Here is a 16743-nt window from a genome sequence, read left to right as displayed (position 1 = left end):
CCTGCACAGCCACTGCGACCACACCCCACCCGCCGAGTACGAAGCCACCTACTACGCTGCACTCAACCGTGCCCCGGCACCCGCCGGCACGGCATAACCCGCCCTCCACGAAATCCGGGGCGACTCAGTACACCGAGTGCAGCATCGCCTTCAACGCGGCGATGGTGCTGCCGCTGCCCACGCTGGCCACCCGGTCGCTGGTGCTGGCGCTGGCGATGCCGACGGCGGTCAACGCGTTCCTGCTGGCGGAGGAGTTCCGCGGCGACTCCGAGATGGTGGCGAGCGTGGTGGCGGTGACGACGGTCGTGGCGGTGCCCGTCGTCGCCCTGGTGGTGAGCCTGCTGCCGCTGATCCGCTGATCCGCCGGGGGCGGGATCATCGACCTGGCGGACGAAGGCCGGCTTATGCCCCTACCCCCGGTAGGTGTCGCGGGAGAGGAGGACCTGGCGCAGCACGGACTCCTGATCGACGATCCCGCGCCGCACCGCCGCCGTGAGGTCCGAGCGGCCCTGCGCGGCCTGCGACCGCTGCAGCGTCTCCGGCTCGGCGAGCTGCACGGGATAGGCCAGCTTGGCCACGCGGGCCATCGCGTCGTCCCCGACCCAGGCGCACATCGCCGGCACGTCGGCGAAGTAGCGCTCCACGTAGGGTCGCAGCACCGCCGTGTCGCCGCTGCGCCAGAACGCCCCGGCGAGGGCGTTCATCTCGTGGTTGGACCGACCTCGCTGCTCCGTCAGCTCCGCCCAGGCCCAGGCCTTGTCCTCGGACAGCGGTCGCGCGGCCCGCGCACCCAGCCACGCCAGCGTGCCCGCGACCGTGGCGTCGGCCGCGTGCGCCTCCTCCAGCTCGGCGACGGACAGCGCCCCGTCACCGGCGAGCGTGGTGGCCACGAGCCAGCGGAAGTCCGCGTCGCCCGCCAGACCCGCGGGGAGCTCGCGCCCGGCATACCACCGGCGCAGGAGCTCCTCGTCGCGCGAGGTGGAGGCGACCACCCGCGCGGCCGCGAGCGCCCGGGTCGAGCCGGGCTCGGCGGCCTGCAGGGCGGCGGCTCCGGCGTCCGCGACCCGCTCCCGGGCGAGCGGCCGCTCGTCGGCGGGGAGGTAGACCGCGACCACCACGTCGGGGACGTAGCGACCGACCGCCGACAGCACCGAGTCGTCCAGCTCCAGCGGCCAGGACGCGGCGAAGACGTCGACGACCAGCCGGGGGTCGACCGTCGCGAGGGCGACCCCGTCGCGGAGGGCGTTCCACAGGACGACACGCGCGGCCAGGTCGTCCACCTGGGCCAGCTGCTCGGGGAGGCGCCGCAGCGTGTCCTCGTCCAGGACGACCGTCGCCCAGGTGAGGTCCGAGGCGTTCGGCACGATGATGGCGGGCCGTGGCCGGTCGAGCAGCTCGTGCACCACGCGGCGGTCCTCGTCGAGGGTGAGCCGCGCGCGCACGACCTCCTCGCCGTCGGTCCATCCGGCCACGTCCAGCGCGTGCGAGCGCTGGGCCGGGTGCGCCTCTGGGGCCACCTTGACCACCTCGGCCCGCCGGACGACGTCGGACTCGTCGTCCCAGTCCACGTCGACGCGGATGGCGTCGAGCCCCGCGGTCCTCAGCCAGGCGTCGGTCCACGCCGTCAGCGAGGCACCGTGCGCCCGCTCCATCGCGGCGAAGAAGTCACTCATCTGCGCGTTGCCGTGGGCGTGCCGCTGCAGGTAGTCGCGCACGCCGGCCACGAACGCGTCGTCCCCGATGTAGGCGATGAGCTGCCGCAGCACCGCCGAGCCCTTGGCGTAGGAGATGCCGTCGAAGTTCTGCAGCGCGGCCAGGGCATCCTCCGAGCCGTTGCCCGCGACCGGGTGCGTCGACGGCGACCGCTCGGCGGAGTAGCCCCAGGCCTTGCGCACGATCCCCTGGTCGGACCAGGCGTCGGGGTAGAGCCCGGTCCCCACCACGCACCGGCTCGCCATGTACTCAGCGAACGACTCGTTGAGCCACAGGTCGTCCCACCACGCCAGCGTCACCAGGTCGCCGAACCACATGTGCGCCATCTCGTGGCTCACGGTGTTGTCGCGCGACAGCAGCTCCGCACCGGTGACGCGGGAGCGGAAGAGGTACTCGTCGCGCAGGACCACGCAGCCGGGGTTCTCCATCGCGCCGGCGTTGAACTCCGGCACCCACACCTGGTCATACTTGCCGAAGGGGTAACGGATCCCGAACAGCTCGTGGAAGTAGTCGAAGCTGCGCCGCGTGACCTCGAGGACGCGAGGGGCGTTGGCCTCGAGCTGCGCCTGGACCGACCGGCGGGCGAACAGCCCCAGCGGGATCCCGTCGTGCTCGTCGGTGACGCTCACGTAGGGCCCGGCGCAGATGGACGTGAAGTAGGTCGCGATCGGAGCGGTCTCGGCCAGGTGCCACACGTCGCCCTCGCGGGTCGCGGCGCCGTTGCCGATCACCACCCAGTCGCTCGGCGCGGTCACGGTGAACGTGCAGGGCGCCTTGAGGTCCGGCTGGTCGAAGCAGGCGAACACCCGCGGCGCGGCGTCCATGAACGAGTGGCCGTAGACGTAGTGCTCGCCGTCGGCCGGGTCGACGGCACGGTGCAGGCCGGAGCCGTCCCGGCTGAAGCTCATGGTCGCGCGCACGACGAGCTCGTTGTCGGCGGCGAGGCCGGTCAGCTGCAGGCGTCCGTGCGCGAAGGCCTCGGCCGGCAGGGGCTCGCCGTTGAGGGTCGCCTCGAGCAGCTCGGTGGCCTTGAGGTCGACGAAGGTGGTCTCGCCCGGGGTGGCGGCGAAGGTCAGCACGGTGCGGCTGGCGAAGGTCGTCTCGCCGTGGGTGAGATCGAGTTCGACGGCGTAGCGGGGGCGGTCCACGGTCGCGGCGCGTCCTCGCGCCTCCGTGCGGGTCAGGCTGGTCATTCCCCCACCGTTTCACACCCCGGGTCGTGCCGGTGGGTCGGCGGGAGGCAGCCACGCCGTATGCCGTGGGCCGGCGGCATACGGGGCCGGGGCCGGACGGCCTCCGCCACCCTCAGCGCCCGTGGTAGCCCGCCATCTGCTCGAGCCGCGCGATCCGGTCGGCCGTGGCGGGGTGGGTGCTGAAGAGCTTGCTGACGTCCTGCGCGCGGAAGGGGTTGGCGATCATCATGTGGCTCGCGTTGACGACGTCCGGCTGCGGCGCGAGCGGCGCGCGGGCGACCCCGAGCTCGAGCTTCTTGAGCGCCGAGGCCAGGGCCAGCGGGTCCCCGGTGAGCGACGAGCCGTCCTCGTCGGCGTCGAACTCCCGGGTGCGGGAGATCGCCATCTGGATCAGGCTCGCGGCCAGGGGGGCGAGCAGGGCCATCAGGATCATCACGACCGGGTTGGGACGGTCCTCGTCATTGCCCCCGCCGAAGAACATCGCCATCTGCGCGACGCTCGTGATCACCCCGGCGATCGCCGCGGCGACCGAGCTCGTGAGGATGTCGCGGTTGTAGACGTGCATCAGCTCATGACCGAGCACCCCGCGCAGCTCGCGCTCGTCGAGCAGCCGCAGGATCCCCTCCGTGCAGCACACGGCGGAGTTCTGCGGGTTGCGGCCGGTGGCGAAGGCGTTGGGCGCCTCGGTCGGGGAGATGTAGAGCCGCGGCATCGGCTGCCCGGCGCGGGCCGACAGCTCCTCGACGATGCGGTACATCGCCGGTGCCTGCTCCCGGGTGACCGGGTAGGCCTGCATGGCGCGCAGCGCGAGCTTGTCGGAGTTCCAGTAGGAGTAGAAGGTCATGGCGAGGCCAGCCAGGGCGAACAGCCAGATGTACCGGCCGTTGCCGATGAGGGCGCCGAGGCCGAGGAGCAGCGCCCAGATGACGCCGAAGAGCGCAGCGGTCTTGAGACCGTTGTAGTGCCGGTGCATGTCAGGCACAACGCCGCCCGGGCCGAGAACGTTCCGGGACACCCGACCCAGGGGCCGGCGTCAGGGCGTCGCGTCGACCGGGACGAGGTGCGAGGGGCCCTGGTCGCCGTTGGTCTGCCGCCGGACGGCGTCGTCAGCCTCGTTGACCGCCTGCCAGAGCCCACCCTCGCTGTGGTCGTCGGTGTAGGCCAGCCCCACCAGGGTCTGCACCTCGGCGGAGCGCTCGCCGAGGTCCTGCTGCAGGCGGCGCCGCAGCAGAGCCAGGCGGTCCGCGCCGGGCACGACCAGCACCAGGTCACGACCGCTGACCCGACCCACCACGCCTCTCCCCCGCGCGAGCTCGTGCAGGCTCGTGGCCACCACCGCGAGGTCGGCCTCGAGGGCGGTGCCCTGACCCTCCGCGCCACGCGGCAGGACCGAGACCAGCAGGATCCCCGTGCGCCGGGCAGGCGGGAGGTCGAGGAACTCGCGCGCCAGACCGGCGCGCGTCAGCACACCGGTCGTCGGGTCGGTGAGGGTGAGCACGTGCAACCGGTTGAGGGAGGTCAGGCGCCGTCGCCGGACCATGGCGGCCAGCAGGGCGGTCACGGCGACCAGGCCGACGCCGAGGATCGTGACGCTGAGCGCGTGCGGCAGGGCTGTCGGACCGATGGCGGTCGCGAGGACGAAGCTCACCGGCAGGAGCACGACCATCCACTGCGCCCACACGCGATCGAGGAGGACCCCGGCGATGGTCGCGGGGTAGGCCGCCAGCACCACCACGAGGTAGCGGGCCTCGACCGTCGGGACGTTCATCACCACCAGGACCGTCACGGGCAGCGTGAGGGCCACCAGCGCACGCCCCACCCGCGGGTGGCCGCTCTCGCTCTGCGCCACCCACATCCCCGCGCACGCCACCACCAGGCACGCGGCGTAGACGGCCACGTCCACGGGTGTCGACTGCTCGGGACGCCTCGGCACCGCGCTCAGCAGGACCCCGGTGCCCGCCAGCCACCACCCGAGCACGCGGGCGTCGCTCCCCGGCAGGTCGGGAGCCTCGACCTCCTCCTCCCGAGGAGGTGCCGCCGGCACGGGCTGCGGCACCGGGACCGGGACGTAGGTGCCGGGCTCGAACTCCTGCGCGTCCACCCCCGCGGCGGACAGCTGCGCCGCGGTGACCCGCTGACGGGCCTGCTCGACCATGGGGACGAGCTGTCCCTCGGCCAGCAGGTCCAGGGGGATGCCCGAGACCACGCCCGCGCTGGCCGTGACGGGCCGCTGCGGGCTCGCGACGCGCACCGCGCGCAGCAGGGACGGCACGAGCAGGTCGGGGTCGATGTCGCTGACGACGATGAACTCGTGGTCCACGAACCGGCTGACGAGGTGGCTGCGGTGGTAGGCGCGCTCCAGCGCCACGGCCACCCGGGCCATCACCTGGTCAGCCGCGGCACCGCCCCAGGCCGACGCGGCCTCGTCGAAGGAGTCCAGGTGGATCGAGACCAGGCACACCGGCTCGGCCCCCCGGCCCCGCTCGGACCACTCGCTCAGCTCGTGCTCGAGACCGCGGCGGTTGAGGACACCGGTGACCGGGTCCAGGCGGGTCTGCTCGAGCACCGACCGCTCGCGCCGTCGCACCCGGCCGAGGACCAGGGCCGCCACGACGCCGGGCAGGACGATCGCCGCAGCCCCCGCCGCGACGGCGTGCGCGTGCCCCGCCACGTCGATCCCGCTCAGCGCCAGAAAGATCCAGCCGCACCCCAGGCACCCCACCGTCACGAGCGCGGCGTGAGCGGGTCGGCACAGGTAGGCGGCCAGCACCACGACGGGCTCGAGCAACCAGAACCACACGATGGGCGGGCGAGGGTCGACCAGGAAGGTGGTGAACAGCGGGGACGACAACGCTGACGTCGTCAGGATCACCGGGGCCCACCACGTGTCGGTCCAGGCCGGTCGAGCCAGCGTCACCGCGAGCTGCGCCGCGTAGAACACCGCCACCAGGGCGAAGGCCAGCGCCATACCCGGGTCGGCGAAGCCGGAGGACGTGGCCAGGTCGACCGTCCCGACCAGCAGACCACCCGCGGGGGCGCAGGCCAGCAGCAGGGAGGCTTCTCGCAGGCCGAGCCAGGACGCCAGCCCCACCGAGGTGGGACGGGAGGCAGGTGTCATCGGCGAGGTGTCCTTCGTGGGTGGTGGGCCCCTCCAGGCTAGCCCTGGGCGGCCGGGCGGGTCCGGCCACGGGTGGCCGCTCCCCCTGATGGATCAGGTGCCGGTGCGGCGCAGCACCACCAGTCCCGCCTCGCTGCGGAACTGACCCGGGCTGAAGGATCGGATGCCCGCGACGATCCGGTGGGTGCCGGCGAAGGACGCGAGGATCGGGTCGCGCTGCGCCATCGCCTCGATGCCGTCACCGTGGATCGCGTCGGTGGAGACCAGCACCACGTCCGGCACCCGCCCGGTCTGCCGCACCCAGTCGGTGGTGTAGCGGCCCAGCTCGCCGAAGTCCTCGAGCCACACGATGTTGGTGTCGGCCCGCGCCCCCGAGGTGAGGAAGGCGCCGGTGACCGCGCCGTAGACGAGCAGGCTCTCCCCCGGTCGCACCCAGGTGTCGGTGGTGTCCTGCACGATCCGCAGGTGGGCGAGCTCCCGGCCGCCGCTGTAGAGCCCGCTGTAGGCCCCGGCGGGAGCCGGCGTGCGAGCGGCCCACGGTGAGTTCCCGTAGAAGTTCGTCGCGAACTGGGAGGCCAGGATCACCAGCACCGACACGAGGGCACAGCGCTTGAGGGCGACCCCGTCGGCGACGCCGGTGATGCGCTCCGCCACCCGGCAGGCACCCACCGTCGTGGCGATGGCCAGAGCCACCGAGGCTGGCGGGAACTCGCCGTACCACGGGCCCGCGAAGGTCGTGGCCGCGACCATCGGGTGGCCGACCAGGGCGGTGGGGGCGGCGAGCAGCAGCAGGGTCGCGACCTCTCGGTCGCCGCGGGAGCGCACCCACCACAGGCAGACCGGGAGCATCACCAGGGCGGTGTAGAGCTGGACCGAGCCGACGTAGCGCATCAGGTTGACGTCGTGGACCAGCAGCGCGAGCAGGCTGGTGGCCCCCAGCACCAGGGGGAACCAGATGACCGCTTCACGACGCCATCGGACGGGCAGCGCGGGCACAGCCGCGCTGAGCCCCAGCAGCACGGCGGGCAGGCGCACCGGGGTGACCAGCTCCTTGAGCCAGGAGATCGACGTGAAGCCGAGGCGCTCGAGCGGTCCGGAGCGCGGTTGTTGGTACTGCACGGTGTAGTCGAGGGTGTCGCTGATGGCCGACCACCCGACCGCGCCCAGGAAGTAGCCCGCCACCGGGACGGTGACCGCAGCAGCGGTGCCCACGAGCCACAGCACCGCGTCGCGGCGCCCGTCCCGCCACAGGAGCACCGCGAGGACGAGCAGGCTCAGCCCCACCGCCGGGAGCAGCGACTGCAGGCTCACCGCCCCGAGCGGAGCCGTCAGCCCCACGGGCACCACCCAGCGACGAGCGCTCGAGGCAGGGCCCAGAACCGCCGCGAGGCCGCAGCAGGCGAAAATGGTCATGGCCAGCGTGGGCACGGTGTTGTAGGACAGCCCGACCACGTGATAGCTCGTCACCATCGAGGCCGCGGCGACCGCCGTGAAGGCCACCAGCGGGCGTACCCGGGTGCGCAGGGCGCGATAGCACAGCACGCCGACCAGGACCGCCACCGTGACGTAGCAGTAGCGGTAGGCCAGGACGAGGTGGTTCTGACCGAACAGGTGCGTCCACGCCCACACGAACGGCGCCCCGGCCGCGGAGCCCACGGCCTGGGCGTTCATCTCGTCGACGAACAACCGGTCGCCCTGCGCGATCCGCTGCGCCAGCGCGACGACGTGCGACCCGTCGTACAGGTCGGCCCCGGACCGCACGCGGACGAGGAACCAGAGCACGAGCCCCAGCGAGGCGAGGCCGACGCCGCGCTCCTCGGGGGTGGCCCGGGACCAGGCGGCGCGCGGGCCTCGGCGCGAGGGCCGGTCACCGTGGCCGCGGCCGTGGGCTGCGGCGGGTTGCGCCACCTCGACGGTCGACATGCGTGCGGGGCCCTCCAGCGGTTTGTGACGGGACGGCCCCGCCGCGCTCAGACTACCTGCGCGGCCGCCGCGCCCCGTGGCACGACCCGGCGACCGCGGAGCATCACGCCCCCAGGACCTGGGTGAGGTAGTCGTTGCCGAGGAGCCGATCGGGGTCCAGCTCGTCCCGCAGGCGCAGGACGTCGGGGAGCCGGGGGTAGAGCTCACGAAGGCGCTCGACCCCGAGCGTGTGCATCTTGCCCCAGTGCGGTCGACCGTCGTGAGCCGCCACGATCTGCTCGAAGCCGGTGAAGTAGCGCCGGGGGTCCACGGTGCGGTAGTGGTGCACGGCCACGTAGGCGTTGGCCCGCTCGTAGCCCGTGGACAGCCAGGCGTCGTCGGGCGCCGCGAAGCGGATCTCGACGGGGAAGGCGACGCGCTCGCCGGATCGCTCGAGGAAGCGGTCCAGCTCGCGCAGCACGTCCGGGAGGGCGGCCCGTGGCACGGCATACTCGCTCTCGGTGAAGCGGACCGTCCGCGGGCTGGCAAAGACGCGGTGGGAGCGGTCGGTGTAGGTGCGGGCCGACAGGGCTCGGCTCGCGACGGCGTTGATGGGCAGCGTCGTGACCGGCACCCGGGAGGCCAGCCGACAGCTCAGCTCGAAGAGCCCGTTGGCGAGCAGCTGGTCGTCGAGGAGGTAGCGCCAGCGGGGCAGGGCGCTCCCGGAGGTGTCGCCCGGGGCCAGGCGGCGGTTGTGCTTGGTGAGGACGCGGTCGGTGTGGGGGAACCAGAACATCTCGAAGTGGTCGTGGGCGTCCACGTGCTCGTCCAGGTCGGTGAGCACGGCGCCCAGGACGGCCGGCTCCTCCCGCGCCTCGATGCGGAAGGCCGGCACGCAGGCGAGGGTCACCTCGGTGACGATGCCGAGCGCCCCGAGGCCCACGCGGGCAGCGTGGAACAGATCCGGGTCCTGCTCCCGGTCGCAGCGACGCACCCGGCCGTCCGGCGTCACGATCTCCAGCGCCTCGACCAGGCCCGCGAGACCGGGCAGGGTGGCCCCCGTGCCGTGGGTGCCCGTCGACAGGGCGCCGGCGACGGACTGCCGGTCGATGTCCCCGAGGTTGGCCATCGCCAGGCCCTGCGCGTCCAGAAGCGCGTTGAGGTCGAAGAGTCGGGTGCCGGAGCGCACCCGCACCCGTCCGGAGGCCCGGTCGACCGCCACCAGCCCGCTGTGGGCGTCGAGGCTGACCTGGACGCCGTCGGTCAGGCCGATGGCGGTGAACGAGTGCCCCGCGCCGATCGGCTTGACCCGCATCCCGTCCCGCGCGGCATCGGTCATGACCTGCGCGACCTCGTCCACCCCCACCGGGGTGGCGACCCGGGCCGGCCGGCAGCTCTGGTTGCCGCTCCAGTTGGTCCACGTGCTCATCCGAAGGCCTTCCCCTCGCCGCGGTAGGTCGGCACCTCGTCGACCACGTCAGCGCCGCTGACCAGCAGCACCCGGTCCACGCGCTCGCACAGCTCGCCGGCCTTGGCGTGCCGGAACCACACGTGGTCACCGATGCGCAGGTGCTCGGCCGCTCGTCCACGCACCGGCGTCTGGACCTCGCCGGCGCCCTCGGTCCCGAGCAGGGACAGGCCGTATGGCGAGACGGGCGTCGGCAGGCGGTCGACCCCGGCAGCCCCGCTGGCGGCATACCCGCCGGAGAAGCACGTGGCCACGCGCCTCGCGGGTCGCCGCACCACGGGGAGCACGAACCACGCCGCGGGGCGGTGGCGGAAGTCCCGGTAGCCGTCGAACAGGCGCGGGGACATCAGTCCGGACCCGGCCGCGAGCTCGGTGGTGACCGCGTCGTCGGCGAACAGGTGCAGGCTGCCGGTGCCGCCGCCGTTGACCAGCTCGAGGGGATGACCCAGCACCTCCTCGACCGCGGCCACGACCGCTGCGCGGCGCCCCAGGAGCTCGCGGACGGAGGCCGCCTTGACGAGGCGGACGGCGGCCGAGCTGTCCTGCAGCCCGGCGACCTGGGCGTCGTAGGACATGACACCCACCAGGCGCAGCTCGGGACACGCGACGACGACGCGGGCCGCCCTGGCAGCGGCCTCCGGGGTGCGCAGGCACGAGCGGCGCACCCCCAGGTGCAGGGGGCCGAGGCGCAGGGAGGCGTCCAGGTCCAGGCAGACGCGGAGGGGGCCGTGCATCCCGGTCGCCCGCACCACCGAGCAGAGACGGTCGACATGGTCGGGATGGTCGATCATGACCGTCACGGCGTCGCGCCGCGGATGCGTGGCGAGGCGCGTCAGCGTGTCCGGCCCGACCGGCGGATAGGCCACGAGCAGGTCGTCCACGCCGAGGTCCGCGAGCCACAGGGCCTCGTCGAGGCTGTAGGCGAGGACACCGCGGAAACCCTGGGACAGGGCCCGCTCCACCAGGGCCCGGCACCGCACCGACTTGCTGGCGAGCCGCACCGGCAGCCGCCCCGCCCGGTCGAGCAGCGCACGGGCGTTGTCGTCCCACGCGTCCAGGTCGACCACCGCGAACGGCGCCTCCCGGCCCGCCAGGGCATCCCGCAACTCGTCGGCCCGCCGGTCCTGGGCGGGTGCGTGCGCGATCATGGGCGCACTGTAGGGCGCCGAGGCCCGACCCGGTGGGTGATTGCCCTCACAGCCCTACCATGAGGTACATCTAGACCTCGCGGTCCACCACGCTGGCCGCCAGCGCGCGCAGCGCCCGGACGGCCTCGCCGTCACCCAACGGGTCGAGCAGGCGCTGGGCCTCCTCGGCGACCTGGCGGGTGTAGGCCTGGGCGCGGTCGAGCGCCGGGTGTGCACGCAGCAGGGCGAGCGCCTCGGCGTGACCCCCGGCGTCCGAGCGCAGGTCGCGGGTCAAGAGCTCCTGCAGGCGGGCATCGGCCGGGTCCGTGGACGCCTTGACGTACAGCACGGGCAGGGTGTCGACACCCTCCCGCAGGTCGGTGCCGGGCTCCTTGCCGGAGTCCTCGGAGGTGATGTCGAGCAGGTCGTCGGCCAGCTGGAAGGCCACACCGAGCTTCTCGCCGTAGGCCTCGAGGATCCGCTCCGCCTCCTCCCCCGCCCCGGAGAACATGGCACCGTAGCGCGCGGCGGTGGCGATCAGCACCCCGGTCTTGTCCTCGAGAACACCGAGGTAGTAGTCGACCGGGTCCGTCCCCTCTGGGCAGGGGTGGTCGTCTCGGATCTGGCCGGAGCACAGGCGCACGAAGGTCTCGGCCTGGATGCGGACACCGACGGGTCCGAGCTCGGCGATCATCTTGGACGCGGTCCCGAACAGCAGGTCACCGACGAGGATCGCGGTGGAGTTGCCGTAGGCCGCGTTGGCCGAGACGACCGCGCGCCGCAGGTCCGCCTCGTCCATGACGTCGTCGTGGTAGAGGCTGGCCAGGTGCGTCAGCTCCACGGCCGCGGCCGCGGTCTCCACGTCACGGCTGAAGCCCCCACCCAGCTCGGCGGCGAGCAGGGTGAGGATGGGACGGAACCTCTTGCCCGCGGAGAGCAGGTGCGCCGAGGCCCCGGCGATGAAGGGGTCCTTGTGGTCGACCTCGGCCCGGATGCGCGCCTCGACCGCCAGCAGCCCCGACGTGAGCCGCCGCATCAGCTCGGGTCCTGCGCCAGGCAGGGTGGCCGGTGCCACGGCCGGAGTGCCCTCCGGGGGTGCCCCGACCGGGAGCGACGTGCCCGTCATGGCAGGAAGGTCGCCGCGCGTCCGGCCAGGTCCAGCAGCGGGGTCGGGAAGACGCCGAGGACCAGCGTGATGGTCACGCCAAGGGCGATGGCGACGGTGCTCGCCACGGACGGCATGACGACCTCGGCCGTGGACCCGTCGTGGTCTGCGTGCCAGAGGGCACCGACCACCCGCAGGTAGGCGAACGCGGTGACCACGGAGCACAGCACCCCGACGACCGCCAGCACGGTGCCCATCCCCCCGCCGTGCGCGACCGCGGGGTAGAAGGCGGCGAACTTGGCGGTGAAGCCGGACGTGAGCGGGATGCCGGCGAAGGCCAGCATCAGGAAGCTGAACACGGCGGCGGTCACCGGGTGGCGGCGGCCCAGCCCAGACCACTGGGAGATGGTGGTGGCCTCGGACCCGCCGCGACGGACCAGGGAGACGATGGCGAACGCGGCGATCGTCATGAAGCCGTAGGCGACGAGGTAGAAGATCGTGCCGACCACGCCGCTGCGGTCGAAGGACAGCACGCCGACCAGGATGAAGCCCGCATGCGCGATGGAGGAGTAGGCCAGCAGCCGCTTCATGTCGGTCTGGGTGACGGTCAGGACCGCGCCCACCACCATCGTGAGGATCGCGACGGCCCACAGTGCGGGCAGGTAGGACCAGCGGTCGGCCGCGAGGCCGACGTACAGCAGACGCAGCAGGGCGCCGAACGCCGCCAGCTTGGTGCAGGCGGCCATGAAGCCCGTGACCGGCGTCGGGGCGCCCTGGTAGACGTCCGGGGTCCACGAGTGGAACGGGACAGCCCCGATCTTGAACAGCAGGCCCACCATGAGGAAGAACGCGCCGGGCAGGAGCAGCCCGTCCAGGCCCACCGAGGTGCCGATGGCGCTGGAGATGCCCGCTAGCCGGACGGTGCCGGAGTAGCCGTACAGCAGGGCGGCGCCGAACAGGAAGAACCCGGACGAGAAGGCGCCCAGCAGGAAGTACTTGAGAGCGGCCTCCTGCGAGAGCAGTCGCCGGCGCCGCGCCAGGCCGGCGAGGACGTACAGCGGCAGGGACAGCACCTCGAGAGCCACGAACATCACGACGAGGTCCCCGGCCGCGGGGAACATCAGCATGCCGACCATCGACAGCATGGTGAGGGGGAAGACCTCGGTAGTGGTCGCCCCGACACGCAGCGCCAGCGACTCGCCGTGGGAGCCGGGGGCGGAGGAGGCGGACTGCGTGAAGGCGTCGGGCGCGGCCGAGTCGAAGCGCTCTGCCATCGTCAGGACGCTCATCACGCCGAGGACGAGCAGCGCTCCCTGGATCAGCAGCGTCGGTCCGTCGACCACGACGGCGCCCGCGGCGGTCGAGACCCAGCTGTTGCTGGCGCACGTCACGACCGCGGCGAAGGCGCCGAGCAGGCCGAGCACGGCCACGCGGGTCTGCACCCGGTAGCGCAGCTCGCGCTTGACGAAGGCCTCCACGAGCACACCCACCAGCGCGGCGATCGCCACGACGAGGACGGGCGACACGGCCGCGTAGTCGATGGACGTCACCTGGAAGTCCGCGGCAGGCCGCACAGCCTGCGGCATACCGGACAGTCCGGTCACAGCCACCAGGCTGCTGACCAACGCACTCACTTGGCACTCCCCTCGGAGGTGGCCTGCGCGCCGGCGGACGGCGCCGGGTCGGCGATGCCGACCGTCTGCAGGGTCTTGGTGATGGCCGGGTTCACGACGTCGAGCGCGGGCTTCGGCCACAGGCCGAGCACGAGGAAGCTCGCGATGAGCGGCACGACGACGGCCTTCTCGCGGCCCGTGAGGTCTCGGACCCGGTCGACGCCCTCCGGCCTCGGACCGGTGAACACACGCTGGTACATCAGCAGGATGTAGAGCGCGGCGAGGATCACCGCGGGCGCGGCGATGGCGCCGATGACGTGGTGGCGCTGGTAGGTGCCGACGAGGACGAGGTACTCGGACACGAAGGCACCGAGGGGTGGCAGGGCCAGGCCGGACAGGCCGGCGACCAGGAAGCACCCGGCCAGGGCCGGGGTGACCCGCTGCCAGCCGCCGTATGCCGGGATCTTGGCACTGCCACGACGGCGGATCAGCATGCCGACGATCAGGAACAACGCAGCGGTGGTGAAGCCGTGGTTGACCATGTAGAGGGCTGACCCGTTGCCACCGGTGGTCGTGAAGGCGAAGATGCCGAGGACGATGAAGCCGAAGTGGCTGATCGAGGTGTAGGAGATCAGGCGCAGCATGTCCTTGCTCCCGATGGCCAGGAAGGCACCGTAGAAGATCGAGACCAGCGCCAGGACCAGGATCACCGGGGCCGCCCAGCGGGACGCCTCCGGAAAGAACGGGAGGCAGAAGCGCAGCATCCCGAAGGTGCCGATCTTGTCCAGGACGCCGACGAGCAGCGTCGAGGTCGCCGGAGTCGCCTCCTCCGCCGTGTCCGGCAGCCACGTGTGCACGGGCCACATCGGCGCCTTGATCGCGAAGGCGATGAAGAAGCCGACGAACATCAGGCGCTCGGCCAGCGGGCTCATCTCGAGCCCCACGAGGCGGGTGATCATGAAGCCGTCGGCACCGCCGGGGCCGTGGACGTAGAGCGCGATGAGGGCGACCAGCATGACCAGGCCGCCGGCCAGCGAGAACAGCAGGAACTTCAGGGCGGCCTGCCCGCGGCGGGCGCCGCCGTAGCCGGCCACGAGGAAGTAGACCGGGATGAGCATGGCCTCGAAGAACACGTAGAACAAGAAGACGTCGGTCGCGGCGAAGACGCCGACCATGAACGGCACCAGCGACAGCAGCAGCGCGAAGTAGGTCTTTTCACGGCTGCCGCCCTCGGGGACGTCGTGCCAGGCGGCCAAGATGCACACGGGGGCCAGGACGAGCGACATCAGGATCAGGCTCAGCGAGATGCCGTCGACCCCGAGGGCGTAGGAGACGCCGAAGGACGGGATCCACCGGTGCTGCTCCGTGAGCTGCAGCGCGCTCGAGTCGGTGTCGAAGCGCAGCGCCGCAACGATCCCGACCGCCAGGGTCACGAGCGAGAAGCCCAGCGCGACCTGCCTGGCCCTGCTCGCGAGAGAGGACGGGAGGCAGGCCACGACCAGGGACCCCACGAGGGGGATCACCAGCATCGCGGTCAACCAGGGGACGTTGGACATCACTGCACCACCCACAGAGCAAGAAGGATCGCGACGACGCCGGCGAGCATCGTCAGGGCGTAGGAGCGGACGAAGCCGTTCTGGAGCTTGCGGACCCCGTTGGACGTGGCCTCGACGACCTCGCCGAGGCCCAGCACGCCGCCGTCGACGCCGTGCTCGTCCGCCGACCGCAGGCCGTGCACGAGGCCGTTGCCCGGTCGGACGAACAGGCCGTCGTTGACGTCGTCCTGGTAGAAGTCCCGGCGCGCGGCGCGCGTGAGGACCGAGCCACGGGGGGCCACGGCGGGCACCTCGTCGCGCCAGTAGCGCATCCAGGCGACGGCGACGCCGATCACCATGAGCAGCTGGGTCAGCAGGGTGATCGCGAGCACCGGCAGGACCGGGTGCTCCTCGCCGTGACCACCGACGACGGGCTCGAGCCAGTGGGTGAAGCCCAGGAAGTTCAGCACGAACCCGAGGGCGACCGAGCCGATGGCGAGGATGATCATGGGCACCGTCATGGTGGCCGGGGACTCGTGCGGGTGGTCCTCGACGAGCCAGCGCCGGCGGCCGTGGAAGGTCATGAAGAACAGGCGCGACATGTAGAACGCCGTCAGGCCCGCGACGAGCATCGTGACCGAGCCGAAGACCCAGGGTCGCCAGCCGTCGCCGATGAAGGCGGCCTCGATGATCTTGTCCTTGGACCAGAAGCCCGACAGGAACGGGAAGCCGATGATCGCGAGCCACCCCGCGCCGAAGGTCAGCCAGGTCGTCGGCATCTTGCCGGAGAGGTGGCCGAAGGTGCGCATGTCCACCCGGTCCCCCATGCCGTGCATGACCGACCCTGCCCCCAGGAACATCCCGGCCTTGAAGAAGCCGTGCGTCAGCAGGTGGAAGATCGCGAAGGCGTAGCCCACGGGGCCGAGGCCCGCGGCGAGCATCATGTAGCCGATCTGCGACATCGTGGACGCCGCCAGGGCCTTCTTGATGTCGTCCTTGGCGCAGCCGATGATCGCGCCCATGGTCAGCGTGACGGCTCCCACGATCGTGACCGCGAGCCGGGCGTCCGGCGCCGCGTCGAAGATCGCGTGCGACCGGACCACGAGGTAGACACCGGCGGTGACCATCGTCGCGGCGTGGATCAGCGCGGACACCGGCGTCGGGCCGGCCATGGCGTCGCCGAGCCAGGACTGCAGCGGGAACTGCGCCGACTTGCCGCACGCCGCGAGGAGCAGGGCCAGGCCGACGAACGTCAGCAGGGCGGGGCTCGCGTGCTGAGCGCCCTCGTTGACCCCGGCGAACGAGACGGTGCCGAACGCGGCGAACATCGCCATCATCGCGACGATCATGCCGACGTCACCGACGCGGTTGGCGATGAAGGCCTTGTTGGCGGCGGAGGCGTAGGGGGGGTTCCAGTTCCAGAAACCGATGAGCAGGTAGGACGCGAGACCCACGCCCTCCCACCCGACGAACAGCATGAGGTAGGAGTTGCCGAGGACCAGGGTGAGCATGGCCGCGACGAACAGGTTGAGGTAGGCGAAGAACCGCCGCTTGTCCGGGTCGTGCTCCATGTAGCCCAGGGAGTACACGTGGATCAGCGAACCGACGAAGGTCACGAGCAGCACGAAGGCGATGGACAGCGGGTCGAGCAGCATGCCGGCCCTGAGGTCGAAGCCGCCCGCCGGCACCCAGTGCCACAGGTCCTTGGTCATGGACCGCTGCTCGGGGTCGGCCCCCAGCATCTGCAGGAAGATCATCAGGCCGACGGCGAAGGATCCCCATGACAGCAGGGTCGCCAGGCCGGGCCCGAACGAGTCGGTCCTGCGTCCGCCGACGAGCAGGAGCGCGGCGCCGAGGAGTGGCAGGGCGACGAGCAGCCACCCCCACGACGCGACGTCGGTCGCCTCCACCACGGGGGCGACGCCCTCCGCGGCGAGGAGGGCCGAGGTACTGAGCAGAGTCACGCCAG

General features: G+C 72.2%; 11 protein-coding genes. 1 reads left to right on the top strand and 10 read right to left on the bottom strand.

Annotation, left to right across the window (positions count from 1 at the left end; translation table 11 throughout):
• Nucleotides 1-164: 164 nt before the first annotated feature.
• On the top strand, nt 165-359 hold the full coding sequence (locus GGG17_RS14210; RefSeq protein ID WP_154594359.1) for a hypothetical protein: 195 nt from the start codon (nt 165-167) through the stop codon (nt 357-359).
• 51 nt (nt 360-410) lie between these two features.
• Here GGG17_RS14210 and pepN read toward each other — a convergent pair whose 3' ends face one another.
• The 10 genes from pepN to nuoL all read right to left on the bottom strand — a co-directional run bounded on the left by pepN (nt 411) and on the right by nuoL (nt 16738).
• Nucleotides 411-2906 (bottom strand): aminopeptidase N, encoded by a 2496-nt coding sequence (pepN, locus tag GGG17_RS14205; RefSeq protein ID WP_154594358.1) that lies wholly within the window; start codon nt 2904-2906, stop codon nt 411-413.
• 112 nt (nt 2907-3018) lie between these two features.
• On the bottom strand, nt 3019-3879 hold the full coding sequence (gene htpX, locus GGG17_RS14200) for a zinc metalloprotease HtpX (RefSeq protein ID WP_154594369.1): 861 nt from the start codon (nt 3877-3879) through the stop codon (nt 3019-3021).
• Nucleotides 3880-3939: 60 nt separating this feature from the next.
• A complete protein-coding gene (locus tag GGG17_RS14195; protein WP_154594357.1) occupies nt 3940-6024 on the bottom strand; it encodes a GGDEF domain-containing protein in 2085 nt (694 codons plus the stop codon).
• Between the two features lie 93 nt (nt 6025-6117).
• On the bottom strand, nt 6118-7947 hold the full coding sequence (locus GGG17_RS14190; protein ID WP_154594356.1) for a hypothetical protein: 1830 nt from the start codon (nt 7945-7947) through the stop codon (nt 6118-6120).
• 103 nt (nt 7948-8050) lie between these two features.
• Complete coding sequence (locus GGG17_RS14185) at nt 8051-9355, bottom strand: D-arabinono-1,4-lactone oxidase (RefSeq protein WP_154594355.1); 1305 nt, start codon at nt 9353-9355, stop codon at nt 8051-8053.
• Nucleotides 9352-10542 carry an alanine racemase gene (locus tag GGG17_RS14180; protein ID WP_154594354.1) on the bottom strand — a complete coding sequence of 397 codons (1191 nt, stop codon included), beginning with the start codon at nt 10540-10542 and terminating at the stop codon, nt 9352-9354. Before GGG17_RS14180 ends, GGG17_RS14185 begins: the two co-directional genes overlap by 4 nt.
• A gap of 70 nt (nt 10543-10612) precedes the next feature.
• Nucleotides 10613-11647, bottom strand: coding sequence for a polyprenyl synthetase family protein (locus GGG17_RS14175; protein WP_154594353.1), 1035 nt, complete (start codon nt 11645-11647; stop codon nt 10613-10615).
• Entirely contained in the window at nt 11644-13230 is a 1587-nt protein-coding gene (nuoN, locus tag GGG17_RS14170) for an NADH-quinone oxidoreductase subunit NuoN (protein ID WP_375804527.1), read from the bottom strand. Before nuoN ends, GGG17_RS14175 begins: the two co-directional genes overlap by 4 nt.
• A 26-nt stretch (nt 13231-13256) precedes the next feature.
• Nucleotides 13257-14795, bottom strand: a complete 1539-nt coding sequence (locus GGG17_RS14165; protein WP_154594352.1) for an NADH-quinone oxidoreductase subunit M — start codon at nt 14793-14795, stop codon at nt 13257-13259.
• Nucleotides 14795-16738, bottom strand: coding sequence for an NADH-quinone oxidoreductase subunit L (gene nuoL / locus GGG17_RS14160; RefSeq protein ID WP_311966714.1), 1944 nt, complete (start codon nt 16736-16738; stop codon nt 14795-14797). Before nuoL ends, GGG17_RS14165 begins: the two co-directional genes overlap by 1 nt.
• Between the last annotated feature and the right edge of the window lie 5 nt (nt 16739-16743).

This window comes from Arsenicicoccus cauae (assembly GCF_009707125.1).
Classification (GTDB): Bacteria; Actinomycetota; Actinomycetes; order Actinomycetales; family Dermatophilaceae; genus Arsenicicoccus; species Arsenicicoccus cauae.
The sequence above is the reverse complement of the archived record's forward strand: the minus strand, read 5'-3'. Positions and strand labels throughout refer to the sequence as shown.

What these genes read in the sequence shown, in the direction of transcription:
- pepN (WP_154594358.1), bottom strand. Translation starts at nt 2,906, where the DNA reads ATGACCAGCCTGACCCGCACGGAGGCGCGAGGACGCGCCGCGACCGTG.
- htpX (WP_154594369.1), bottom strand. Translation starts at nt 3,879, where the DNA reads ATGCACCGGCACTACAACGGTCTCAAGACCGCTGCGCTCTTCGGCGTC.
- GGG17_RS14195 (WP_154594357.1), bottom strand. Translation starts at nt 6,024, where the DNA reads ATGACACCTGCCTCCCGTCCCACCTCGGTGGGGCTGGCGTCCTGGCTC.
- GGG17_RS14190 (WP_154594356.1), bottom strand. Translation starts at nt 7,947, where the DNA reads ATGTCGACCGTCGAGGTGGCGCAACCCGCCGCAGCCCACGGCCGCGGC.
- GGG17_RS14185 (WP_154594355.1), bottom strand. Translation starts at nt 9,355, where the DNA reads ATGAGCACGTGGACCAACTGGAGCGGCAACCAGAGCTGCCGGCCGGCC.
- GGG17_RS14180 (WP_154594354.1), bottom strand. Translation starts at nt 10,542, where the DNA reads ATGATCGCGCACGCACCCGCCCAGGACCGGCGGGCCGACGAGTTGCGG.
- GGG17_RS14175 (WP_154594353.1), bottom strand. Translation starts at nt 11,647, where the DNA reads ATGACGGGCACGTCGCTCCCGGTCGGGGCACCCCCGGAGGGCACTCCG.
- GGG17_RS14165 (WP_154594352.1), bottom strand. Translation starts at nt 14,795, where the DNA reads ATGTCCAACGTCCCCTGGTTGACCGCGATGCTGGTGATCCCCCTCGTG.